The organism is Klebsiella sp. CN_Kp088, from assembly GCF_040064335.1.
Classification (GTDB): domain Bacteria; phylum Pseudomonadota; class Gammaproteobacteria; order Enterobacterales; family Enterobacteriaceae; genus Klebsiella; species Klebsiella aerogenes.
Genome location: NZ_JBEAIQ010000023.1, coordinates 22,487 through 44,969 on the forward strand (window position 1 = coordinate 22,487; position 22,483 = coordinate 44,969).

Annotated in this window: 21 protein-coding genes; 17 read left to right on the plus strand and 4 right to left on the minus strand. The window is 57.1% G+C overall.

Going from position 1 to position 22,483, the window contains the following annotated elements:
• Window positions 1-58: 58 nt before the first annotated feature.
• A complete protein-coding gene (gene fadL / locus ABLV08_RS13395; RefSeq protein WP_047057592.1) occupies window positions 59-1,381 on the minus strand; it encodes a long-chain fatty acid transporter FadL in 1,323 nt (440 codons plus the stop codon).
• Between the two features lie 371 nt (window positions 1,382-1,752).
• Here fadL and ABLV08_RS13400 point away from each other — a divergent pair, with 371 nt between their 5' ends.
• The 4 genes from ABLV08_RS13400 to sixA all read left to right on the plus strand — a co-directional run bounded on the left by ABLV08_RS13400 (window position 1,753) and on the right by sixA (window position 6,347).
• Window positions 1,753-2,037, plus strand: coding sequence for a YfcZ/YiiS family protein (locus ABLV08_RS13400; protein ID WP_015706185.1), 285 nt, complete (start codon window positions 1,753-1,755; stop codon window positions 2,035-2,037).
• A 159-nt stretch (window positions 2,038-2,196) separates the two neighbouring features.
• On the plus strand, window positions 2,197-3,507 hold the full coding sequence (fadI, locus tag ABLV08_RS13405; protein WP_348855946.1) for an acetyl-CoA C-acyltransferase FadI: 1,311 nt from the start codon (window positions 2,197-2,199) through the stop codon (window positions 3,505-3,507).
• Window positions 3,507-5,651, plus strand: coding sequence for a fatty acid oxidation complex subunit alpha FadJ (fadJ, locus tag ABLV08_RS13410; RefSeq protein WP_348855947.1), 2,145 nt, complete (start codon window positions 3,507-3,509; stop codon window positions 5,649-5,651). The genes fadI and fadJ overlap by 1 nt, the downstream gene beginning before the upstream one ends.
• A 210-nt stretch (window positions 5,652-5,861) precedes the next feature.
• A complete protein-coding gene (gene sixA, locus ABLV08_RS13415; RefSeq protein WP_015365538.1) occupies window positions 5,862-6,347 on the plus strand; it encodes a phosphohistidine phosphatase SixA in 486 nt (161 codons plus the stop codon).
• 25 nt (window positions 6,348-6,372) lie between these two features.
• Here the strand turns inward: sixA and smrB are convergent, their stop codons facing one another.
• Window positions 6,373-6,924 carry an endonuclease SmrB gene (smrB, locus tag ABLV08_RS13420; RefSeq protein WP_015365539.1) on the minus strand — a complete coding sequence of 184 codons (552 nt, stop codon included), beginning with the start codon at window positions 6,922-6,924 and terminating at the stop codon, window positions 6,373-6,375.
• A 166-nt stretch (window positions 6,925-7,090) separates the two neighbouring features.
• Between smrB and prmB the strand changes: the two genes are divergently transcribed.
• The 6 genes from prmB to ABLV08_RS13450 are packed head-to-tail and all read left to right on the plus strand — an operon-like array spanning window position 7,091 to window position 11,648.
• A complete protein-coding gene (prmB, locus tag ABLV08_RS13425) occupies window positions 7,091-8,023 on the plus strand; it encodes a 50S ribosomal protein L3 N(5)-glutamine methyltransferase (RefSeq protein ID WP_032706267.1) in 933 nt (310 codons plus the stop codon).
• Between the two features lie 40 nt (window positions 8,024-8,063).
• On the plus strand, window positions 8,064-9,149 hold the full coding sequence (gene aroC, locus ABLV08_RS13430; RefSeq protein ID WP_015365541.1) for a chorismate synthase: 1,086 nt from the start codon (window positions 8,064-8,066) through the stop codon (window positions 9,147-9,149).
• Between the two features lie 3 nt (window positions 9,150-9,152).
• Entirely contained in the window at window positions 9,153-9,977 is an 825-nt protein-coding gene (gene mepA / locus ABLV08_RS13435) for a penicillin-insensitive murein endopeptidase (protein WP_047057595.1), read from the plus strand.
• On the plus strand, window positions 9,977-10,786 hold the full coding sequence (locus ABLV08_RS13440) for a sulfite exporter TauE/SafE family protein (RefSeq protein ID WP_015365543.1): 810 nt from the start codon (window positions 9,977-9,979) through the stop codon (window positions 10,784-10,786). Before mepA ends, ABLV08_RS13440 begins: the two co-directional genes overlap by 1 nt.
• Window positions 10,786-11,334, plus strand: coding sequence for an elongation factor P hydroxylase (locus tag ABLV08_RS13445; RefSeq protein ID WP_042893869.1), 549 nt, complete (start codon window positions 10,786-10,788; stop codon window positions 11,332-11,334). Before ABLV08_RS13440 ends, ABLV08_RS13445 begins: the two co-directional genes overlap by 1 nt.
• 32 nt (window positions 11,335-11,366) lie before the next feature.
• Entirely contained in the window at window positions 11,367-11,648 is a 282-nt protein-coding gene (locus ABLV08_RS13450) for a YfcL family protein (RefSeq protein ID WP_015365545.1), read from the plus strand.
• A gap of 110 nt (window positions 11,649-11,758) precedes the next feature.
• Here the strand turns inward: ABLV08_RS13450 and mnmC are convergent, their stop codons facing one another.
• Entirely contained in the window at window positions 11,759-13,747 is a 1,989-nt protein-coding gene (gene mnmC / locus ABLV08_RS13455; RefSeq protein WP_348855948.1) for a bifunctional tRNA (5-methylaminomethyl-2-thiouridine)(34)-methyltransferase MnmD/FAD-dependent 5-carboxymethylaminomethyl-2-thiouridine(34) oxidoreductase MnmC, read from the minus strand.
• A 158-nt stretch (window positions 13,748-13,905) separates the two neighbouring features.
• On the opposite strand from mnmC, the gene fabB reads away from it, so the two are divergent.
• Together fabB and ABLV08_RS13465 are read left to right on the plus strand one after the other, a co-directional pair.
• The gene (gene fabB / locus ABLV08_RS13460; RefSeq protein ID WP_015706178.1) at window positions 13,906-15,126 is read left to right on the plus strand and encodes a beta-ketoacyl-ACP synthase I; all 1,221 of its coding nucleotides are present in this window, start codon (window positions 13,906-13,908) and stop codon (window positions 15,124-15,126) included.
• Window positions 15,127-15,264: 138 nt separating this feature from the next.
• Window positions 15,265-16,440: an MFS transporter gene (locus ABLV08_RS13465; RefSeq protein WP_032715048.1), complete on the plus strand. Its 1,176-nt coding sequence runs from the start codon at window positions 15,265-15,267 to the stop codon at window positions 16,438-16,440.
• A gap of 42 nt (window positions 16,441-16,482) precedes the next feature.
• On the opposite strand, the gene flk is transcribed toward ABLV08_RS13465, so the two are convergent.
• Window positions 16,483-17,466: a flagella biosynthesis regulator Flk gene (flk, locus tag ABLV08_RS13470; RefSeq protein WP_063410962.1), complete on the minus strand. Its 984-nt coding sequence runs from the start codon at window positions 17,464-17,466 to the stop codon at window positions 16,483-16,485.
• A 109-nt stretch (window positions 17,467-17,575) separates the two neighbouring features.
• Here flk and pdxB point away from each other — a divergent pair, with 109 nt between their 5' ends.
• The 5 genes from pdxB (at window position 17,576) to accD (ending at window position 22,425) form a co-directional block, all read left to right on the plus strand.
• On the plus strand, window positions 17,576-18,712 hold the full coding sequence (gene pdxB, locus ABLV08_RS13475; protein WP_015365550.1) for a 4-phosphoerythronate dehydrogenase PdxB: 1,137 nt from the start codon (window positions 17,576-17,578) through the stop codon (window positions 18,710-18,712).
• 62 nt (window positions 18,713-18,774) lie between these two features.
• A complete protein-coding gene (locus ABLV08_RS13480) occupies window positions 18,775-19,788 on the plus strand; it encodes an aspartate-semialdehyde dehydrogenase (protein WP_015365551.1) in 1,014 nt (337 codons plus the stop codon).
• Window positions 19,788-20,600: a tRNA pseudouridine(38-40) synthase TruA gene (gene truA / locus ABLV08_RS13485; protein WP_015706174.1), complete on the plus strand. Its 813-nt coding sequence runs from the start codon at window positions 19,788-19,790 to the stop codon at window positions 20,598-20,600. Before ABLV08_RS13480 ends, truA begins: the two co-directional genes overlap by 1 nt.
• A 51-nt stretch (window positions 20,601-20,651) precedes the next feature.
• Window positions 20,652-21,311 carry a DedA family protein gene (locus ABLV08_RS13490; protein ID WP_015365553.1) on the plus strand — a complete coding sequence of 220 codons (660 nt, stop codon included), beginning with the start codon at window positions 20,652-20,654 and terminating at the stop codon, window positions 21,309-21,311.
• 199 nt (window positions 21,312-21,510) lie between these two features.
• Window positions 21,511-22,425 (plus strand): acetyl-CoA carboxylase, carboxyltransferase subunit beta, encoded by a 915-nt coding sequence (accD, locus tag ABLV08_RS13495; protein WP_015365554.1) that lies wholly within the window; start codon window positions 21,511-21,513, stop codon window positions 22,423-22,425.
• Window positions 22,426-22,483: the final 58 nt, after the last annotated feature.

The window sequence follows — 22,483 nt, forward strand, 5'->3', positions numbered from 1 at the left end:
GGTCAGAAAAGAAAAAGGGTGAACATGATGTTCACCCTTTTTTTATACCGTTGGTTTATCAGAAGCGGTAGTTGAAGTTCGCGCCGTACAGCCAGGCGGTACCTTCAGAACGGAAGGTGTAAGGGCCTTCTTTAATTTCCACGTGCTGACCGTGCATGTAAGAGACACCAACATCCACTGAAGCATCTTTATTGAACGCGTAGGTGGTACCGGCGCTCAGCCACAGGCGATCCTGATCCGGGATAGAGATGGAGCGGGTGCCAGCCGGAATCGGGCTATCATCGAAGGCGATACCGGTACGGAAGGTCCAGTTATCGTCATAGTAATAGGTGGTACCCAGCGCGATGCGGTAAGCATCTTTAAAGCCTTCATCTTTATAGAACAGCGTCTGGCCATTGCTGCCAGTGGCCTTCAGCTCCTGGAACTGGCTCCAACTGGTGTAGGTCAGGCTATAGTGAACTGCCCACTGCGGCGCAACGCGGTTATAACCCGACAGTTCCCACATCTCTGGCAAGTTGAGGGTCAGCGAGCCGTTAGTGGTACGGCCATCGGTACCGGCCGGTAAACCGAAGTTGCCGAGGATTTGGTTATACGCGGACGGCAGATCGCTCTTATAGTTGCCATCAAAGTCGATTTTAACTTCCGAGCGGTAGGTGAAACCATAGCGGTTGTTCTTATCCAGCTCATACAGGATACCGGCGTTCCAGCCGAAACCCCATTCGTTGCCGTTCAAATGCGCAATCTGAGTGTCGGCAGGGATCTGGCTGACCCTGCCCGCCAGCGCTGGCGGCAGTTTACCGGAACCGGCAACGATTTGTCCTAAATCACCTGCGTAGCGTTCGATTTTCGCTTTCGCGTACACCGCGTCAAAACCTAAACCAAAGCTCCAATTGCTGTTCAGGCGATAGGCGCCGCTTAAATTGAAGTTAACGGTGGTGAGATCGGTTGTGCCGCCCATACTGCCGGCCGCATAGTCATCAGCGAATTCCGTCGCGAGACCATAGTTAGAGGTGATAGATGCGCCCCAACCAAACTGATCGTTAATTGGCGAAACAAAGTGGAAGTTTGGTACCCATGCCGTTGGGGCAATATTGTCCGCATTCAGACTTTTACCGGTAGGCGAAGTACCAGAAACATTAACGTCCGGGTCGACGAAGACGGCGCCTGCCGACATCATCGGCCGGTCAAACATCATGATTAACGCGGGGTTACGGCTGGCGTTGCCCGCATCGTCAGCGATTGCCCCTTCACCGGAATAGGCACGACCAAGGCCGGAAGCGGAGAATTCATTTAACTGGAATCCTGCGGACCAGGCTTGGGTTGAAACAAGTGCTACAGCCACTGCAAGGGCAGATTGGGTAAAGCGGGTTTTCTGGCTCATGCCCATAACCTCATTGAGTTATTTTTATTTAAACTATGTTACATGCCGTAACAGAAGCGCGAAGTGTAGGGTCTGCTTTACAACAGAGAAATCAGACCAGTGGCCTGAGTATAGGTCTGACCAGATGAGTTGTTGCAAGTTTGTTTATAAGATTTTTCAAGTGTGATAACAGAAACGCGATCCAGCTGGCAAAATTGCCCTGCTTCGTCATACCCAATTTGGGGCATTTTTGTTTTGGATCATTTTTAAGTGTGATTTCTGTCACTTAAGCGTTTTCCTGCCATTAACAACTGGAGGGGGGACGAGGGCGGGCGTAAAATAGGCGCATTATTTGTCTGGCACCGAAGGTGCATATACAGAGGAAATCTACGATGAGTAAATGTAGCGCTGATGAAACCCCGGTTTGCTGCTGTATGGATGTTGGCACCATTGTGGACAACACCGACTGCACCGCCTCCTACAGCCGCGTGTTTGCAAACCGCGCTGAAGCGGAAGCAACCCTCGCCGCGCTGAGCGAAAAAGCCCGCAATGTGGAATCTGAACCGTGCAAAATTAACTCGACGTTCACCGACGTTGATGGCGGCGTGCAGTTGAATATCGATTTTGTTTTTAGCTGCGAAGCGGAATCGCTGATCTTCCAGCTGGGGTTACGTTAATCCTCTCTCTTAACGCCTCTTTCTTGAGGCGTTATCTTTTCTATTCAATGTGTTTTGGCTCCCACTTTTTCTCTTCCCCGATTGGCTTAATGTAAAAAATTAGTTAAGACTAGTTATCAGGTCAGACCACTTGGTTTTATCGGTTAACAGGGGAGAGTTATGAGTCAGGCATTACCGCTTATCACCCGTCAGGGCGATCGCATTGCCATTGTCAGCGGTTTACGTACCCCATTTGCCCGTCAGGCGACGGCGTATCACGGCGTTCCGGCCGTAGATCTGGGTAAAATGGTCGTCGGCGAAATGCTGGCGCGCAGTGAAGTTCCCCCGGAAGTGATTGAACAACTGGTCTTCGGCCAGGTTGTACAGATGCCGGAAGCGCCGAATATTGCTCGTGAAATCGTGCTCGGTACCGGCATGAATGTGCATACCGACGCCTATAGCGTCAGCCGCGCCTGCGCCACAAGTTTCCAGGCGGTAGCCAATATTGCCGAAAGCCTGATGGCCGGCACGATCCGCGCGGGCATCGCCGGCGGCGCTGATTCCTCCTCCGTTCTCCCCATCGGCGTGAGTAAAAAACTGGCCCGCACCCTGGTGGATGCCAATAAAGCGCGCACCCTTGGCCAACGGCTAAAACTCTTTTCCCGCCTGCGCCTGCGCGATCTTTTACCGGTGCCGCCTGCTGTCGCGGAATACTCAACCGGCCTGCGGATGGGCGACACCGCTGAGCAGATGGCGAAAACCTGGGGCATTAGCCGTGAAGAACAGGACGCGCTGGCGCTGCGTTCACACCAGCTTGCCGCCCGCGCCTGGGAAGAGGGCAAACTGGCCAGTGAAGTGATGACGGCCTATGTACCGCCTTATCGCGAGCCGCTGGAGCAGGACAACAATATTCGTAAAAATTCAACCCTGGCGGATTACCAAAAGTTACGTCCGGCGTTCGATCGTAATCACGGTAGCGTCACGGCGGCAAACAGTACGCCGCTCACCGACGGCGCCGCCGCGGTGATCATGATGACCGAATCCCGGGCCAAAGAGTTGGGGTTAACGCCGCTGGGCTACCTGCGTAGCTATGCTTTCACCGCTATTGATGTCTGGCAGGATATGTTGCTGGGGCCGGCGTGGGCGACGCCGCTGGCGTTGGATAGGGCGGGAATTACCCTTGCAGACCTCACGTTGATTGATATGCATGAAGCTTTCGCCGCGCAGACGCTGGCGAATCTACAATGTTTAGCCAGTAATCGTTTCGCCCGGGAAGTGCTGGGCCGTTCACAGGCAACCGGGGAAGTCGATGCCAGCAAGTTCAACGTGCTGGGCGGCTCTATCGCCTACGGACACCCCTTTGCGGCGACCGGCGCGCGCATGATTACCCAGACGTTGCATGAACTCCGGCGCCGCGGCGGCGGATTTGGTCTGGTTACCGCCTGCGCGGCGGGGGGTTTAGGTTCCGCTATGGTTCTGGAGGTCGAATAATGGAAGCGGCAACAGCTTTTACGCTTGAAATTCGCCCGGATAACATCGCCGTTATTACCATCGACGCGCCCGGCGAAAAGATGAATACCCTGAAAGCCGAGTTCGGCGGCGAGGTGCGGACGATTATCCGCCAGCTCCGCGAAAATAAGGCGCTGCGCGGCGCCGTATTTATCTCCGCTAAACCCGACAACTTTATCGCCGGCGCGGATATCAACATGATTGCTCGTTGTACCAGCGCCGCAGAAGCCGAAGCGCTGGCGCGCCAGGGCCAGCAGATCATGTCCGAGATCCACGCGCTTTCTATCCCGGTGATTGCCGCCATTCACGGCGCCTGCCTTGGCGGGGGCCTGGAGCTGGCGCTGGCCTGTCATGGGCGAGTCTGTAGCGATGATGATAAAACGCGGTTGGGATTGCCGGAAGTGCAACTGGGGTTGCTACCGGGCTCCGGCGGCACTCAACGTCTGCCGCGGCTGATTGGCGTCAGTACGGCGCTTGAAATGATCCTCACCGGTACACAATTGCGTCCGCGTCAGGCGTTGAAAGCCGGGCTGGTGGACGATGTTGTCCCGCAATCGATATTGCTGCGGACCGCGGTTGAGCTGGCGTTACAGGGGCGGCCGGCGAGCCGAACTGTACCGGTGCGCGAACGGGTACTTGCCGGGCCTCTGGGGCGTCAGCTGCTGTTCCGCATGGTGGCGAAAAAGACCCGGCAAAAAACGCAGGGTAATTACCCGGCGGCAGAACGTATTTTACAGGTGATAGAAAACGGACTGGCGCACGGCTGCAGCAGCGGTTACGCCGAAGAGGCACGAGCGTTTGGCGAACTGGCGATGACGCCGCAATCGCAAGCGTTACGTTCTATTTTCTTTGCCAGCACCGATCTGAAAAAAGATCGTGGCGCCGAAGCTGACCCCGCTCCGCTGAATAGCATTGCTGTACTCGGCGGCGGCTTAATGGGAGGCGGAATTGCTTACGTCACCGCCTGTAAAGGCGGCCTGCCGGTACGCATAAAAGACATTCAGGCGAAAGGCATCAATCATGCGCTCAAGTACAGTTGGGATCTGCTGGATAAGCAGGTGCGTCGCCGCTATCTGCGCGCCAGTGAACGCGATCGTCAGCTGGCGCTGATTTCCGGCGCTACGGATTATCATGGCTTTGCCCATCGTGATGTGGTCATCGAAGCGGTGTTTGAGGATCTGGCGCTGAAGCAGCGGATGGTTGGCGAGATCGAACAATGTTGCGGGCCGCAGACGATCTTTGCTTCTAATACCTCATCGCTACCGATCGGCGAGATCGCCGCTCAGGCCGCGCGGCCAGAGAAGGTAATTGGTCTGCACTTTTTCAGCCCGGTCGAAAAAATGCCGCTGGTTGAGGTTATCCCGCATGCAACGACCGATGAGCAAACCATCGCCACGGTGGTGAAGCTGGCGAAGCTGCAGGGCAAAACGCCGATCGTGGTTGCCGACCGTGCCGGTTTTTATGTTAACCGTATTCTGGCGCCCTATATCAATGAAGCCATGCGCCTGCTGCTGGAGGGCGAGCCGGTTGAACATATTGATAATGCGTTGGTTAAATTTGGTTTCCCGGTTGGACCTATTCAGTTGCTGGATGAAGTCGGCATTGATACCGGCACTAAGATTATCCCGGTACTGGAGACCGCTTTTGGTGAACGTTTTAGCCCGCCTGCAAACATCATTGACGCGATTTTGAAGGACGATCGCAAAGGCAGAAAAAATAATCGCGGTTTCTATCTTTATGAGACAAAAAGGCGTAAAAGCAAAAAACGGGCTGACCCGGCTATTTACCCATTATTGGCAGTAGCAAGTCCGCAGGCGCGTTTGTCTGCTCAGCAGGTCGCTGAACGCTGCGTGATGATGATGCTCAACGAGGCGGCGCGCTGTTTTGATGAACAGATCGTACGTAGCGCGCGTGATGGCGATATTGGCGCCGTCTTTGGTATAGGTTTTCCGCCGTTTCTCGGCGGCCCGTTCCGCTATATGGATAGCCTCGGCGCGGGTGAAGTCGCCGCAATCTTGCAGCGTCTGGCCGCACAGTACGGCCCCCGTTTTTCTCCGTGCGACACCTTATTGCGCATGGCCGAGCAGGGGGCGACCTTTTGGCCCACTGGTGAACGGACGACCTAAGTTATGGTCAAAAGAAGGTAAATCCAACGTTGGCTGGCGCTGTTGATTGGCGGTTTTGTAAACAAATATTGACTATACTTACGCCATTGAGGTAAAAAACAGCGTTTCATTCGTTGGATGGATCAGGCACAATGCCCGGCCACCGGGTCGCCTGCGTATTGTTTACGCAGAGCGAGTTGCGGTGATTCTGGTTAACAAAAGCGGTGCAATATGCAAGTTTTTATCATGCGTCACGGCGACGCTGCCCTCGATGCAGCCAGTGACTCCGTTCGTCCATTAACCGTTTGCGGTTGTGACGAATCTCGTCAGATGGCAACCTGGCTGAAAGGTCAAAAAGTGGATATTGAGCGGGTGCTTGTCAGCCCTTACCTGCGTGCAGAGCAAACTCTTGACGTGGTAGGGGAGTGCATGAACCTGCCGAAAGATGTCGACGTGATGCCGGAACTCACGCCGTGCGGCGATGTAGGGATGGTTAGCGCTTATCTTCAGGCGCTGGCGAATGAGGGCGTGAAAACGGCGCTGGTCGTTTCACACCTGCCGTTGGTGGGGTACCTCGTCTCAGAGCTGTGCCCGGGGGAAACGCCCCCGATGTTTACTACCTCAGCGATTGCCTGCGTCACCCTCGACGCCGACGGCAAGGGCGAATTCAACTGGCAGATGAGCCCCTGCAATTTGAGAATGGCGAAAGCCATCTAAGGCTTTCCACCCTCGGAGCTTCCGCTTACGGAAGCTCCGGCGGCAACCACTCTTCAACTTCAATCAGTACCAATAGCGCGGCATCGCCGCCGTACTCTTTTGGTGCCTGATGGAACGCCATAATATGCGGATGTTGCGCCAGCCACAGCGGCGTTTGCTGCTTGAGGATATGTTTGCCGTGTCCGTGCATAACGCAGGCGCAGAAGATATGTTCGCGGCGGCAGGCGGCAATCAGCGCGCCCAATTCTTGTTTTGCCTGCATCTGGGTCAGGCCATGCAGATCGAGAAACAGCTCCGGCGAATAGTCGCCGCGGCGCAGTTTTTTCAGCTCAAAATGGCTGACATCCGCGCGCACGTACTTCATCGCGCCTTCCGTATTGAGCAACGGCTGAAATTCGTCGGAAAAATAGTGGCTGTTATCCACCTGTTCCTGCAGCAATCGCTTAGGCGGAACCTCGCTGAGCTTCTTGCGCTGCGGGCGGTGTACGATAGTGTCCTGTTTAATTTGCCGGGTGCCGGTCATTAGCTGGCGGAACAGCGCCTGATCCTCCGCGCTTAGCGGTGTTTTCTTTTTCATTGCCCAATCTCACTATTTCTTTTCGCTAGTTTACCCGACTCGCCCGCGCTTCAGGCAAGGAAAACCTATTTTTCCCCACTCCGACTGCGCAAGAATGCTGATTTATCGCCGCCGTCGTGGCAAACTAGCCGCCGAATTTATAGCAGAGCGTGCCCTGGAGGATTGCGTGGATAAAATTTTTGTTGATGAAGCGGTCAATGAGCTGCAGACCATTCAGGACATGCTGCGTTGGGCGGTAAGTCGTTTTAGCGCCGCCAACATCTGGTACGGTCATGGCACCGATAACCCGTGGGATGAGGCCGTACAGCTGGTATTACCCTCGCTGTACCTACCGTTAGATATACCGGAAGATATGCGCACCGCGCGCCTGACCTCCAGCGAAAAACATCGTATCGTCGAGCGCGTGATTCGCCGCGTCAACGAACGCATTCCCGTCGCTTACCTGACCAACAAAGCATGGTTCTGCGGCCATGAATTCTATGTCGATGAACGCGTGCTGGTACCGCGCTCGCCGATTGGCGAACTGATCAATAACCAATTCTCCGGGCTGATAAACCACAAACCGCAGCATATTCTCGATATGTGTACCGGTAGCGCCTGTATTGCCATCGCCTGCGCCTATGCCTTCCCGGAAGCGGAAGTCGACGCTGTCGATATCTCCCCGGACGCGCTGGCCGTTGCCGAACATAACGTTGAAGAACATGGTCTGATTAACCAGGTTACCCCGATCCGCTCCGATCTGTTCCGCGATCTGCCGAAGCTGCAGTACGATCTGATCGTGACCAATCCGCCGTACGTTGATGAAGAAGATATGGCCGATCTGCCCGATGAATATGAGCATGAGCCGGTTCTGGGTCTGGCTTCCGGTAGCGATGGCCTGAAGCTAACGCGCCGCATTCTTGGCTGCGCGCCGGATTACCTCAACGACGACGGTATTCTGATTTGTGAAGTCGGTAACAGCATGGTACATCTGATGGAGCAGTACCCGGACGTGCCGTTCACCTGGCTTGAGTTTGATAACGGCGGTGATGGCGTCTTTATGCTGACTAAACAGCAACTCATTGACGCGCGTGCGCATTTCGGCATTTATAAAGACTAAAAAAACAACACGCAAACATAACGAAAAGAATGGAGCCGTGATGGCAGGAAATACAATTGGACAACTCTTTCGCGTCACCACCTTCGGCGAATCGCACGGCCTGGCGCTGGGTTGCATCGTCGACGGGGTGCCGCCAGGCATTCCGCTGACCGAAGCTGACCTGCAGCACGATCTGGATCGCCGTCGCCCTGGGACATCGCGTTACACCACCCAGCGCCGCGAACCGGACCAGGTGAAAATCCTTTCCGGCGTCTTCGAAGGCGTGACCACCGGCACCAGTATTGGCCTGTTGATTGAAAACACCGATCAGCGTTCCCAGGACTACGGCGCGATTAAAGATCTGTTCCGCCCGGGTCATGCGGATTACACCTACGAGCAGAAATACGGCCTGCGCGACTATCGCGGCGGCGGCCGTTCGTCTGCGCGTGAAACCGCGATGCGCGTGGCGGCCGGGGCGATTGCCAAAAAATTCCTCGCGGCTAAATTTGGTATTGTGATCCGCGGCTGCCTGACGCAGATGGGCGATATTCCGTTGGCCATCAAAGACTGGGATCAGGTTGAGCAGAACCCATTCTTCTGCCCGGATCCGGATAAAATCGACGCGCTGGATGAACTGATGCGCGGCCTGAAAAAAGAGGGCGACTCTATTGGCGCGAAAGTGACCGTCGTGGCTGACGGCGTTCCTCCGGGCCTCGGCGAGCCGGTGTTCGACCGCCTGGATGCCGATATCGCCCACGCGCTGATGAGCATCAACGCGGTGAAAGGGGTAGAAATCGGTGATGGTTTTGAGGTGGTCAAACTGCGCGGCAGCGAAAACCGCGACGAAATCACCAAAGCCGGCTTCCAGAGTAACCACGCCGGCGGCATTCTTGGCGGTATCAGCAGCGGCCAGCAAATTGTTGCTAACATCGCGCTGAAGCCAACCTCCAGTATTACCGTTCCCGGTCATACGATTAACCGCTTCGGCGAAGAAGTCGAAATGATCACCAAAGGGCGTCACGATCCGTGCGTCGGCATTCGCGCGGTTCCGATCGCCGAGGCCATGCTGGCTATCGTGTTAATGGATCACTTTATGCGTCAACGCGCGCAGAATGGCGACGTGACAACATCAATTCCACGCTGGTAACCGATGAAAAATACCGTTATCACACTGCTGGCGCTTTTGGCCAGCACCGCCAGCCTGGCGGCGACGCCGTGGCAGAAAATATCCCAGCCGATTAGCGGCAGCGCCCAGTCTATTGGCGCGTTTGCCAATGGCTGCATCGTCGGCGCCCAGCCGCTACCGTTGAACTCCCCTGATTACCAGGTGATGCGTACCGATCAGCGTCGCTACTTCGGCCATCCGGATCTCGTGCAGTTTATTCAGCGGCTGAGTTTGCAGGCGCACAATAAAGGTATGGGGACGGTGCTGATTGGCGATATGGGCATGCCTGCCGGCGGGCGCTTTAACGGCGGCCACGCTAGCCATCAGTCGGGTCTGGATGTTGATATTTTCCTGCAATTGCCGCAGACCCGCTGGACCTCCGCGCAACTGCTGAAACCACAGGCGCTGGACTTAGTCGCCCGTGATGGCAAGCGGGTGGTGCCGTCACTGTGGAGCCCGCAAATCAGCAACCTGATTAAAATGGCGGCGGAAGATAACGATGTAACGCGTATTTTCGTCAACCCGGCTATCAAACAGCAATTGTGCCTCGATGCTGGTAACGATCGCCAATGGCTACGCAAAGTTCGCCCGTGGTTCCAGCATCGCGCCCACATGCATGTGCGCCTGCGCTGCCCGGCGGGCAGCCTTGAGTGCGAAGATCAAGCGCCGCCGCCGGCTGGCGATGGCTGCGGAGCCGAGCTGCAAAGCTGGTTTGAACCGCCTAAACCTGGGTCAACCCCACCTGTGAAGAAGACGCCGCCTCCGCTGCCGCCTTCCTGCCAGGCGCTACTGGATGAGCATCTTCTCTAATGGATAGTTTTGTCGAACTGTTTATGGTGTCGCCAATGGTTTTGGTGGCGCTCTTTTTCGTCGCGATTCTGGCCGGATTTATTGATTCCTTAGCTGGCGGCGGCGGGTTGTTAACCGTCCCGGCGTTGATGGCGGCAGGTATGCCGCCCGCTCAGGCATTGGCGACCAATAAGCTACAGGCGTGCGGCGGTTCCATTTCCGCGACGCTCTACTTTATCCGTCGCAAGGTGGTAAATCTTGCCGATCAGAAACTCAATATTCTGATGACTTTTATCGGCTCGACGGCGGGGGCGCTGCTGGTGCAGCACGTGCAGTCCGATATTTTGAAGCAAATCCTGCCGCTGCTGGTGATCGGCATTGGGCTGTACTTTTTGCTGATGCCTAAGCTTGGCGAATCCGATCGTCAGCGTCGCCTGTATGGTTTGCCGTTCGCGCTGGTCGCTGGCGGCAGCGTGGGTTTCTACGACGGTTTTTTTGGCCCCGGCGCCGGTTCTTTTTATGCGCTGGCCTTTGTGACGCTCGCCGGGTTCAATCTCGCGAAATCCACCGCTCACGCCAAACTGCTAAACGCTACCTCCAATATTGGCGGCCTGTTGCTGTTTATCATTGGCGGCAAAGTGATTTGGGCTACCGGTTTTGTGATGATGGCCGGACAGTTTATCGGCGCTCGCGCCGGTTCGCGGCTGGTGCTGAGTAAAGGGCAGTCGCTGATTCGGCCGATGATCGTCATCGTCTCCGCGGTGATGAGCGCTAAACTTCTTTACGACAGCCACGGGGCTGAGATTTTGCAGTGGTTGGGAATTCACTAATGCAACAGCAACACCATTATCAGCAGTTAGTCGAGATCTTCGACAAGTGCTTCGCCGATGATTTTAATACCCGTCTGATTAAAGGCGACGACGAACCGATCTATCTTCCTGCAGATAGCGAAGTGCCATACAACCGGATCGTGTTTGCTCACGGCTTTTACGCCAGCGCGCTGCACGAAATTTCCCACTGGTGTATCGCCGGCAAGGCGCGGCGAGAGCAGGTAGATTTTGGTTACTGGTACTGCCCGGACGGCCGCGATGCGATGACGCAAAGCAAGTTCGAAGACGTCGAGGTCAAGCCACAGGCTTTTGACTGGTTGTTCTGCACGGCGGCGGGATTTCCGTTTAACGTCAGCTGCGACAACCTTGAAGGCGACTTTGAGCCTGACCGCATCGCCTTTCAACGGCGCGTACATGCCCAGGTGATGACCTATCTGCAAGAGGGGATCCCCGAGCGTCCGGCACGCTTTATTCGCGCGCTGCAACAGTATTATCAAACGCCGCCGCTGACGGCAGAACAATTTCCGTGGCCGGAAGACCTGCACTAAAGCCACGTTCTACAAATGAAAGAGGAAAGACGATGATCGCGGAGTTTGAATCACGCATTCTGGCGTTAATTGACGATATGGTAGACCACGCCAGTGATGACGAACTGTTTGCTGGCGGTTATCTGCGCGGCCACCTGACGCTGGCGGTGGCTGAGCTGGAAGGGGAAGGGGAACATACGGCGCAGGCGATTAATGATAAAGTCGCCAGCAGCCTGGAAAAGGCCATCAGCGCGGGCGAACTATCGCCGCCGGATCAGATTCTGGTGCAAGGGATGTGGAATAACCTGTACCAGCAGGCGAAAAATCAGGCCTGATAAATGATGTCATCCGGATGAGGCGGTAGCCCACATCCGGAGACTCTCCCCGGTCGCGCTGCGCCTACCGGGGCGACTAAACCCAGGTCGGTATAAGGCGCAAGCCGGCGTTATTTTACCGCTTTTCCCTTCAGCAGTTTTCTCACCCACAGCCGATTCGGATTCAGCGCCGCGAGGGTTTCGCTATCCAGCGGTAACGGTTCTTCACTCATCTGCGCGGCCAGCAGTTCGGCGCTCAATGGCGCGGTGCACAACCCACGAGATCCCAATGCCGCGAGCATAAACAGATTGTGATAGACCGGCGCGCTGCCGACATTTTCCTGCTGTTGGTGAAGCGTGGCGTACTGCGTCAACGTTTTCTCATAATCCGGAACGTTGCCCACCATCGGCAGGTGGTCGCGGGTGGCGCAGCGTACGCCGCAGCGGGCTTCGTTGCCGCTAACATCCACCTCTTTTGCCCATGCCGCCTGCGGGAAACAATCAATCAGGCGCTGGCGATTCTGCCACTGATCTTCGGCGCTGAAATCGGTATCCGTCTTGCCGCGATGATAGCTGGCGCCGATACAGTGTTGCTGATTCTTGGGGTTTTGCGGTGTCAGATAGCCGTCATAACATAACACCTGGCGCAGGGCGGAAAGCCCCGGCGTGGTGGGGATATGGCTGACCTGGCCGCCGACCGGATAAGCCGGTAACTGCCTGGTCTGGGCAAAATCAGTCAGGCGATGTCCGTTCGCCAGTACTACCGCCTGATGACGATGCTGCTGATTGAGCAACCAGCCGTCGCCCTCCGCGCTGAGCGTTTCGACGGGATAACCGTAGTGGCTGCGTAATCCCTGTGTCGCCGCCAGCGCCAGCAATTCTGCCGTCAACTGCTGCGGGCACAGCCAGCCGCCGGCCGGATAGGAGATACCGCCGCAGCCAGTATCAACGCCGGTCAGTTCAGCAACCTGCTCCGCCGTCACCGCGCAGGCGATCTCCGCCGGTAAATCTGAAGCCAGCATTTGGGCGATTTTCTGCGTGCTTTTTTCATCCCAGGCGAGTTGGGTTACGCCGCACCATTGATGATCAAATTCCACTGGCAGGGCGTCGTAGAGGCGGCGCGCGAAAGTAAACGCCGCCGGGAAAAAGCGCGCCAGCGAAGGGTCGTGCTGGCTTAATAGCGGATACAGCGCGCCCTGACGATTGCCGGATGCGCCGCTGGCGGGCGCATCGTCAGCGCAGTACAACGTCACCTGCCAGCCGCGACGCAGCAGCGCCAGCGAGAGCAGGGCGCTGGCGATACCGCCGCCGATCACCGCCGCTTCGCGCGATTGACTACCGCTGCGGGCAAACCATGGCGTCCGTGCGAATGTCGGAACGTCGGCGGTCAATTCACCGATTAGCATTTCGCGCTTGCGACCAAAGCCTTTGCGTTTTTGCATGCTAAAGCCGGCCTCCTGCAGCCCGCGGCGCACGAAGCCAGCGGAGGTGAAAGTCGCCAGCGTACCGCCAGGGCGGGCCAGACGCGCCATGGCGGAAAACAGCCCCGGCGTCCACATATCCGGGTTTTTCGCCGGCGCGAAGCCGTCGAGGAACCAGGCGTCGACCTGGTGGTTGAGCGAATCATCAAGCTGGTCGGTGAGCGTGTTGATATCGCCAAACCATAAGTCCAGCGTAACGCGGCCATCGTCGAGCAGTAGGCGGTGGCAGCCCGCGACTGGCAGCGGCCACTGCGCCTGTAGCTGTTCAGCCCATGGCGCCAGTTCCGGCCAGTGCTGGTGCGCCAGGCGCAGGTCGTCGGCCTTCAGGGGAAATTTTTCAAAACTGATGAAATGTAATCTTTGCAGCGTAGCCTGCGGATTATCGCGACGAAAAACAGCAAACGCCTGCCACAGCGTCAGGAAATTGAGCCCGGTGCCGAAGCCGCTCTCCGCGACGATAAACAGCGGGCGCGGGTGGGTTGGAAAACGGCTATCAAGCCGGTTGCCGTTGAGAAAAACGTAGCGCGTCTCTTCCAGACCGTTGTCATTAGAAAAATAAACGTCGTCAAAATCTCGGGAAACAGGTGTACCCTCAGCGTTGAATTCCAGGTTGGCGGGTTGTATGGCGTTTTGTTTCACGTAAGTTACTCGAATCACAAGGCGTAGCGCGATCTTAACGATGTGTGCCAGAAGGCGCAAATTTATACACAAAATGGCTGATCGGACTTGTTCGGCGTACAAGTGTACGCTATTGTGCGACTCGAAACTTAAAATAGTGCGACTTACAGAGGTATTGAATGAAACGTGCAGTGATTACTGGCTTGGGCATCGTTTCCAGCATCGGTAATAACCAGCAGGAAGTCCTGGCATCTCTGCGTGAAGGACGTTCAGGGATCACTTTCTCTCAGGAGCTGAAGGATTCAGGAATGCGTAGCCACGTGTGGGGCAACGTCAAACTGGATACCACGGGCCTCATTGACCGCAAAGTAGTTCGCTTTATGAGCGATGCATCTATCTATGCTTATCTGTCCATGGAGCAGGCGGTAGCCGACGCAGGTCTGGCGCCGGAAGCATACCAGAACAACCCGCGTGTCGGCCTGATTGCAGGTTCCGGCGGCGGCTCCCCGAAATTCCAGGTCTTCGGCGCCGATGCCATGCGTAGCCCGCGTGGTCTGAAAGCCGTGGGCCCATACGTTGTGACTAAAGCGATGGCTTCCGGCGTATCTGCCTGCCTCGCCACGCCGTTTAAAATCCACGGCGTCAACTACTCTATTAGCTCCGCTTGCGCCACTTCCGCACACTGCATCGGTAACGCGGTAGAACAGATTCAGCTGGGCAAACAGGACATCGTCTTTGCCGGCGGCGGCGAAGAGCTGTGCTGGGAAATGGCTTGTGAATTCGATGCCATGGGCGCGCTGTCCACTAAATACAACGATTCTCCGGACAAAGCGTCCCGTACCTATGATGCGAACCGCGACGGTTTCGTTATCGCGGGCGGCGGCGGCATGGTCGTGGTTGAAGAGCTGGAACACGCGCTGGCGCGCGGCGCGCATATTTATGCGGAAATCGTCGGTTACGGCGCGACTTCCGATGGCGCGGACATGGTTGCTCCATCTGGCGAAGGCGCAGTGCGCTGCATGCAGATGGCGATGCACGGCGTTGATACCCCGATCGACTACCTGAACTCCCACGGTACTTCTACTCCGGTAGGCGACGTGAAAGAGCTGGGTGCTATCCGCGAAGTCTTCGGCGACAATAGCCCTGCTATCTCCGCCACCAAAGCGATGACCGGCCACTCTCTGGGCGCCGCAGGCGTACAAGAAGCCATCTACTCTCTGCTGATGCTGGAGCACGGATTTATCGCGCCAAGCATTAACATCGAAGAGATGGACGAGCAGGCTGCCGGCCTTAACATCGTCACCAAACCGACCGATGCTCAGCTGACCACCGTGATGTCCAACAGCTTCGGCTTCGGCGGCACCAACGCTACTCTGGTTATGCGTAAATACAACGCCTAATTGGTACGAAACAGAACCAGGGGAGCCTCAGGCTCCCCTTTTTTTGACGTCTTGACAGCGCCCGGCGAGTGAAGGCAAATTGCTCGCCATTATTCTCATTCCATCTTCTCGCCTTGCTCTGCAAAACTGGGGTAACGCATGTCCGCAGCGACAAAAACGATAAACAACGCTTCAGAGAATCTCTCGCTATTTCGCATTACCTTTGCGGTTTTTCTGACCTATATGACCGTGGGGTTGCCGCTACCGGTTATCCCACTATTTGTGCATCACGATCTTGGCTTTGGCAACACTCTCGTCGGCGTGGCCGTTGGCATCCAGTTTCTCGCCACGGTCTTAACCCGCGGCTATGCCGGGAGACTTGCCGATCAGTACGGCGCGAAACGCTCGGTACTGCAAGGAATGCTGGCCTGTGCTCTGGCCGGCGGCGCCTGGCTGGCGGCGGCGCTGTTGCCGGTGCCGGTGATGGCCAAATTTGGCCTGCTGGTGCTGGGCCGTTTGATTCTCGGCTTTGGTGAAAGCCAGCTGCTGACCGGTAACTTAAGCTGGGGATTAGGGCTGGTTGGCCCGCGTCGTTCCGGTAAAGTGATGTCGTGGAATGGCATGGCGATGTATGGGGCGCTGGCGGTGGGCGCGCCGCTGGGGCTGCTGATTTACAGCCGTTTCGGCGTGGCGACGCTGGCCTGCGTCACGATGGCGCTGCCGTTGCTGGCGTGGGCGATTAACGGCACGGTCCGTAAAGTTCCCGCTCACGGCGGCGAGCGTCCTTCGCTATGGAGCGTCATCGGCATGATCTGGCGGCCGGGGATTGGTCTCGGCCTGCAGGGCGTCGGCTTTGCGGTAATCGGCACCTTTGTTTCGCTCTATTTCGCCAGCCACGGCTGGGCGATGGCCGGCTTCACGTTGACCGCGTTTGGCGGCGCTTTTGTCCTGATGCGTATTCTGTTCGGCTGGATGCCGGATCGCTTTGGCGGCATTAAGGTGGCGATGGTATCACTGCTGATTGAAGCGATTGGTCTGACGCTGCTATGGCAAGCGCCGGGCGCCTGGGTGGCGCTGGCGGGCGCCGCTTTGACCGGCTGCGGCTGCTCGCTCATCTTCCCGGCGCTGGGCGTTGAGGTAGTCAAACGGGTTCCGGCCCAGGTTCGCGGCACCGCGCTTGGCGGCTATGCCGCGTTTCAGGATATCTCTTACGGCGTCACTGGCCCGCTGGCTGGCCTGCTTGCCACCTCGCTTGGCTATGCTTCCGTGTTCCTTGCCGGGGCGATTTGCGCGGTATTGGGCATTGGTGTCACTTTACTGACGCTGCGTAAGTAATCGCATCATGGCGGCGTTCTGGCCGCCATGATTGTTTTTAGCTTACAGCACCAGCCACAGCAGAATAATCACCACCAGCAGGGCAATCGCCACCGTCCACGCTTTTTTGCTATACACCGGATGGGGGGCGGGCAGGGGCTCGACCGGGGTAATTGCCATTGTCGCCTGGGCGCGGGCTACGCGTAGCGCAAATACCTTATTTAATAGCGTTAGCACCTGCGGGCTGGTTAAGGTCGTCGTGGGCGTCACCTGCCAGCTGCTTTGCGCGAAATCGGCGATTTTCTGCCACTCCTGCGCTTCCAGCGGTTGCTTGAGCGCTGCCTGCAGCGAATTCATCGTCGGCGCGGTTTGCGCGCTCAGCGTTTGTCGCGCCTGCAGCCAGTACGAGAGCGGGGTGAAGTGGGTGGCGGGGATCAGCTCGCCGGATTTCACGCCGCACAGCTCAAGCATTGATTGCCAGATAAGCTTGCTCGATTCGCCGGTTGCGGCGGCCAGTTTGGTCACTAGCTGATTCAGGGTGTTATGTTCCGCCGGCAGCAAAGGGCGCAGCGTCGGCGTACGCTGCTGCGGCTGCGGGATCGCCAACTGGCCGTTTTGCAGCAGATGCAGCACGTTCTCCAGCTGCGCCTGGGTTAGCGCATGCAGCACGGTTTGACCGTAATTCTGGCGGATATAATCGCTCACCGCCTGACGGTTATTTCCCTGAGTCAGCAGTTCGCTGAGCTGGGCGAGAATTTGCCGATGGTGGTGGTTTTGCTGAGCGATACTTAAGCGCTGATTCAGGTTGCTCTCAGCCGCGCTGAAATGGCTCGCCAGCAGCGGCGTGTCGCCTTTCAGACCCAGATCGTGCTTCACGCAGGCCCACACTTCGGCGTTTTGCTGCGATGTCAGCGTCACCAGACGCGTTATCAGCCGCTCCAGAACGGTGCGTTGCTGCATGGTGAGCGCGTTTGGGCCCACGGCGGATGCGCCGGATGGGCCAGTCCCCGGAGGGCGATCGGACATACCTGAAACGGGTGGTGTCATGATGAATCCTTACCGTAGTGCTGTACTTAAGCCGGGTGATGATGTTCCTGGCGGCCAGATTATGGCACACTTCCCCGGTTTACTCTCGTTCTCAGACAGGTACTGAACCGTGAAAATCCTCGTTGATGAAAATATGCCCTATGCGCGTGAGCTTTTTAGCCGTTTGGGAGACGTGCAGGCCGTTCCCGGTCGTCCCATTCCGCAGGAAGCGTTAACCGACGCCGACGCGCTGATGGTGCGTTCCGTCACTAAGGTGAATGAAGCGCTGCTCTCCGGTAAGGCAATTAAGTTTGTCGGCACCGCCACCGCAGGCACCGATCATGTCGATCAAGCGTGGTTACAGCAGGCGGGGATTGGCTTTTCCGCCGCGCCGGGCTGTAATGCGATCGCGGTGGTGGAGTATGTTTTCTCGGCGCTGCTGATGCTCGCCGAGCGCGACGGATTCGCGCTGGCTGATCGTACCGTCGGTATCGTCGGCGTCGGCAACGTTGGCGGGCGTTTGCAAAAACGTCTGGAAGCGCTGGGAATTAAAACATTACTCTGCGATCCGCCGCGCGCCGATCGTGGCGATGAAGGCGACTTCCGCAGCCTGGACGAGCTGGTGCAGCAGGCGGATGTCCTGACTTTCCACACGCCGTTGTTTAAAGACGGGCCGTATAAAACGCTGCATCTGGCCGATGAAGCACTGATTAGCCGCCTGCAGCCGGGGGCGATCCTGATTAACGCCTGCCGCGGGCCGGTGGTGGATAACGCGGCGCTGCTCAAGCGCTTGCAGGCCGGGCAGCAGCTGAGCGTGGTGCTCGACGTCTGGGAACCCGAACCGGATCTGAATACCGAGTTGCTGGCGCGTGTCGATATCGGTACCTCGCATATCGCCGGTTATACCCTTGAAGGCAAAGCGCGCGGCACCACCCAGGTTTTTGAAGCCTATAGCGCGTTTATTGGCCATTCGCAGCAGGTGGCGCTGGATACGCTACTGCCGGCGCCGGAATTTGGCCGCATCACTCTGCACGGCCCACTCGATCAGGCGACGCTGAAAAGGCTGGTCCATTTGGTGTATGATGTGCGCCGCGATGATGCGCCGCTGCGTAAAGTGGCAGGCATTGCCGGCGAATTCGACAAGCTGCGCAAAAATTATCAGGAACGCCGCGAATGGTCTTCCCTGTACGTACAGTGCAGCGATGAAAAAGCAGCGACGCTGCTGCGTCAGCTCGGTTTTAATGCCGTACATCATCCTGTTCGTTAATATCTTCTTAATGCCCCTGTCGGATAATCCGGCAGGGTCGCTATTTTCTGGAGTACACCACCATGTCTGAAGGCTGGAATATTGCCGTACTGGGCGCAACCGGCGCCGTAGGCGAAGCCCTGCTTGAAACCCTTGCTGAACGCCAGTTTCCGGTAGGCGAAATTTATGCGCTGGCGCGCAATGAAAGCGCGGGCGAACATCTGCGTTATGGTGGCAAATCGGTCATCGTGCAGGACGCCGCCGACTTTGACTGGACCCAGGCCCAGTTGGCTTTCTTCGCCGCGGGCGTCGAAGCCAGCGCGGCGTATGTCGAAGAAGCCACCAACGCCGGTTGTCTGGTTATCGATCTTAGCGGCCTGTTTGCGCTGGAGCCGGACGTGCCGCTGGTGGTGCCGGACGTCAACCCGTTCGTGCTCGGCGACTACCGCAACCGTAACGTGATTGCGGTACCAAACAGCCTGACCAGCCAGCTGCTGACGGCGCTGAAGCCGCTGATCGATGATGGCGGCCTGTCGCGTATTACCGTTACCAACCTGTTGTCTGCCTCGGCGCAGGGGAAAAAAGCGGTCGATGCGCTGGCGGGGCAGAGCGCGAAGCTGCTGAACGGTATTCCGATTGATGAAGACGATTTCTTTGGGCGCCAGCTGGCTTTCAACATGCTGCCGATTCTCCCGGATCGCGAAGGTAGCGTGCGCGAAGAACGTCGTATCGTCGATGAAGCGCGCAAAATTCTGCAGGATGACGGCCTGATGATTTCCGCAAGCGTCGTGCAATCGCCGGTCTTCTATGGCCATGCGCAGATGGTGAATTTTGAAGCGTTGCGTCCGCTGGCGGCGGAGGAGGCGCGCGACGCCTTTACCCGCGGCGAGGATATCGAGCTTTCTGAAGAGGGCGAGTTCCCGACGCAGGTCGGCGATGCTTCCGGTAACGCGCGTCTGTCCATCGGTTGCGTGCATAACGATTACGGCATGCCCGAGCAAATTCAGTTCTGGTCGGTTGCCGATAACGTGCGCTTTGGCGGCGCGCTGATGGCGGTGAAAATCGCCGAGAAGCTGGTTCAGGAGTATTTGTACTGATGTCTGAACCACAGCAGCAGCCGGTGTATAAAATCGCGCTGGGCATCGAGTACGACGGCAGCAAATACTACGGCTGGCAGCGGCAAAACGAAGTGCGCAGCGTGCAGGAAAAGCTGGAAAAGGCGCTGTCGCAGGTGGCGGCCGAACAGGTACACGTATTCTGCGCCGGGCGTACCGACGCCGGCGTACACGGTACCGGCCAGGTGGTGCACTTTGAAACCCGCGCTCAGCGTAAAGACGCCGCGTGGACGCTGGGCGTAAATGCGAATTTACCTGGTGACATCGCCGTGCGTTGGGTGAAGCATGTTGCGGACGATTTTCACGCCCGCTTCAGCGCGACGGCCCGTCGTTACCGCTACGTCATCTATAATCACCGCCTGCGCCCGGCGGTGTTAAGTCAGGGGGTGACGCATTATTACCACCCTCTGGATGCCGGGCGGATGCATCGCGCCGCGCAGTGTTTAATTGGCGAGAATGACTTCACCTCGTTTCGCGCGGTGCAATGTCAGTCGCGTACGCCGTGGCGTAACGTGATGCATATCAACGTGACCCGTCACGGAGCTTATGTGGTGGTGGATATCAAAGCGAACGCTTTTGTTCATCATATGGTTAGGAATATCGTCGGCAGCCTGATGGAAGTAGGCGCCGGAAACCAGCCAGAGAGCTGGATTGCAGAACTGCTGGCGGCGAAGGACCGGACTCTGGCTGCCGCGACGGCGAAAGCGGAAGGATTGTATCTGGTGTCGGTGGATTATCCGGCCCATTTCGACCTGCCGGTGATGCCGATGGGCCCGCTGTTTTTGGCGGACTAATATCAGCGCCCCCGTAACAGGGGGCGGTTGTCACTAAAGGCTAAGACAAATATGGACCTGATTCATTTTTTGATTGATTTCATCCTGCATATTGATGTGCACCTTGCGGAGCTGGTCGCACAGTATGGCGTCTGGGTTTACGCCATACTGTTCTTGATTCTGTTCTGCGAAACCGGCCTGGTGGTGACGCCGTTCCTGCCCGGAGATTCTCTGCTGTTCGTCGCCGGCGCGCTCTCCGCGCTGCCAACTAACGATCTCAACGTACACCTGATGGTCGCGCTGATGGTCATTGCCGCCGTTGTTGGCGATGCCCTGAACTACACCATCGGTAGATTGTTCGGCGAAAAGCTGTTCAGCAATCCGAACTCGAAGATTTTCCGTCGTAGCTATCTCGACAAAACCCATACCTTCTATGAACGCCACGGCGGCAAAACCATCATCCTCGCGCGTTTTGTGCCGATCGTCAGAACCTTTGCGCCGTTTGTGGCGGGAATGGGTCACATGTCCTATCGTCATTTTGCGGCGTACAACGTGGTTGGCGCGCTGCTGTGGGTACTGCTGTTCACCTACGCCGGGTATCTGTTCGGTGATTTACCGATCGTACAGGAAAACCTGAAGCTGCTGATCGTGGCGATTATCGTCCTGTCGGTACTGCCTGGCGTTATCGAAGTGATTCGCCACCGCCGGGCGGCGGCAAAGCAGGCTAAATAAGCCCTTAGCGGCATTCTCGCCGGGCGTTGCTATGACGTCCGGCGCGCAAAGTGTGAGCGGTTCGACCACTTTTTTATCCCATGTTACGGGATGTTATGATTTAATGTGCAACATTCATGGTCTGTGAGGGGCAAAAGTGGCATTATGCGCCCCTTGCGACAAAACTGGCATCGACCAGGTTCAGGTAGAAAGGTTATCAATGAGCTGGATTGAACGAATTAAAAGCAATATAACCCCCACCCGTAAGGCAAGTATTCCTGAAGGTGTATGGACCAAGTGCGACAGCTGCGGTCAGGTACTGTACCGCGCAGAGCTGGAGCGCAACCTGGAGGTTTGCCCTAAGTGCGATCACCACATGCGTATGTCGGCGCGCAACCGCCTGCATAGCCTGCTGGACGAAGGTTCTCTCGTGGAACTGGGTAGCGAGCTCGAGCCAAAGGATGTGCTGAAGTTCCGCGATTCGAAAAAGTATAAAGACCGTCTGGCCTCTGCACAGAAAGAGACCGGCGAGAAAGACGCGCTGGTGGTGATGAAAGGCACCCTGCACGGGATGCCTGTCGTGGCGGCGGCATTTGAATTCGCCTTTATGGGCGGTTCGATGGGTTCCGTTGTTGGCGCGCGTTTCGTCCGCGCGGTTGAGCAGGCGCTGGAAGACAACTGCCCGCTGATCTGCTTCTCCGCCTCCGGCGGCGCCCGTATGCAGGAAGCGCTGATGTCGCTGATGCAGATGGCGAAGACCTCCGCGGCGCTGGCGAAAATGCAGGAGCGCGGTTTACCGTACATCTCCGTGCTGACCGACCCGACTATGGGCGGTGTCTCCGCGAGCTTCGCAATGCTGGGCGATCTGAATATCGCCGAGCCAAAAGCGCTGATCGGCTTCGCCGGTCCTCGCGTTATCGAGCAGACCGTGCGTGAGAAGCTGCCGCCGGGATTCCAGCGCAGTGAGTTCCTGATTGAAAAAGGGGCGATCGACATGATTATCCGTCGTCCTGAAATGCGTCTGAAATTAGCCAGCATTCTGGCGAAACTGATGAACCTTCCTTCGCCGCAGGCCGATGCGCCTCACGAGGGCGAGGTGGTACCACCGGTACCGGATCAGGAACCAGAGGCCTGATAATGCAGAGGGCAGGGCCGACAGGCGCTGCCCTTTTTTTTACCGTTAACTCTCGCGG

Bases quoted from the DNA above. Each gene is read 5' to 3' on its own strand.
- fadL (WP_047057592.1), bottom strand. From the start codon at position 1,381: ATGAGCCAGAAAACCCGCTTTACCCAATCTGCCCTTGCAGTGGCTGTA.
- ABLV08_RS13400 (WP_015706185.1), top strand. From the start codon at position 1,753: ATGAGTAAATGTAGCGCTGATGAAACCCCGGTTTGCTGCTGTATGGAT.
- fadI (WP_348855946.1), top strand. From the start codon at position 2,197: ATGAGTCAGGCATTACCGCTTATCACCCGTCAGGGCGATCGCATTGCC.
- fadJ (WP_348855947.1), top strand. From the start codon at position 3,507: ATGGAAGCGGCAACAGCTTTTACGCTTGAAATTCGCCCGGATAACATC.
- sixA (WP_015365538.1), top strand. From the start codon at position 5,862: ATGCAAGTTTTTATCATGCGTCACGGCGACGCTGCCCTCGATGCAGCC.
- smrB (WP_015365539.1), bottom strand. From the start codon at position 6,924: ATGAAAAAGAAAACACCGCTAAGCGCGGAGGATCAGGCGCTGTTCCGC.
- aroC (WP_015365541.1), top strand. From the start codon at position 8,064: ATGGCAGGAAATACAATTGGACAACTCTTTCGCGTCACCACCTTCGGC.
- mepA (WP_047057595.1), top strand. From the start codon at position 9,153: ATGAAAAATACCGTTATCACACTGCTGGCGCTTTTGGCCAGCACCGCC.
- ABLV08_RS13440 (WP_015365543.1), top strand. From the start codon at position 9,977: ATGGATAGTTTTGTCGAACTGTTTATGGTGTCGCCAATGGTTTTGGTG.
- ABLV08_RS13445 (WP_042893869.1), top strand. From the start codon at position 10,786: ATGCAACAGCAACACCATTATCAGCAGTTAGTCGAGATCTTCGACAAG.
- ABLV08_RS13450 (WP_015365545.1), top strand. From the start codon at position 11,367: ATGATCGCGGAGTTTGAATCACGCATTCTGGCGTTAATTGACGATATG.
- fabB (WP_015706178.1), top strand. From the start codon at position 13,906: ATGAAACGTGCAGTGATTACTGGCTTGGGCATCGTTTCCAGCATCGGT.
- ABLV08_RS13465 (WP_032715048.1), top strand. From the start codon at position 15,265: ATGTCCGCAGCGACAAAAACGATAAACAACGCTTCAGAGAATCTCTCG.
- flk (WP_063410962.1), bottom strand. From the start codon at position 17,466: ATGACACCACCCGTTTCAGGTATGTCCGATCGCCCTCCGGGGACTGGC.
- ABLV08_RS13480 (WP_015365551.1), top strand. From the start codon at position 18,775: ATGTCTGAAGGCTGGAATATTGCCGTACTGGGCGCAACCGGCGCCGTA.
- truA (WP_015706174.1), top strand. From the start codon at position 19,788: ATGTCTGAACCACAGCAGCAGCCGGTGTATAAAATCGCGCTGGGCATC.
- ABLV08_RS13490 (WP_015365553.1), top strand. From the start codon at position 20,652: ATGGACCTGATTCATTTTTTGATTGATTTCATCCTGCATATTGATGTG.
- accD (WP_015365554.1), top strand. From the start codon at position 21,511: ATGAGCTGGATTGAACGAATTAAAAGCAATATAACCCCCACCCGTAAG.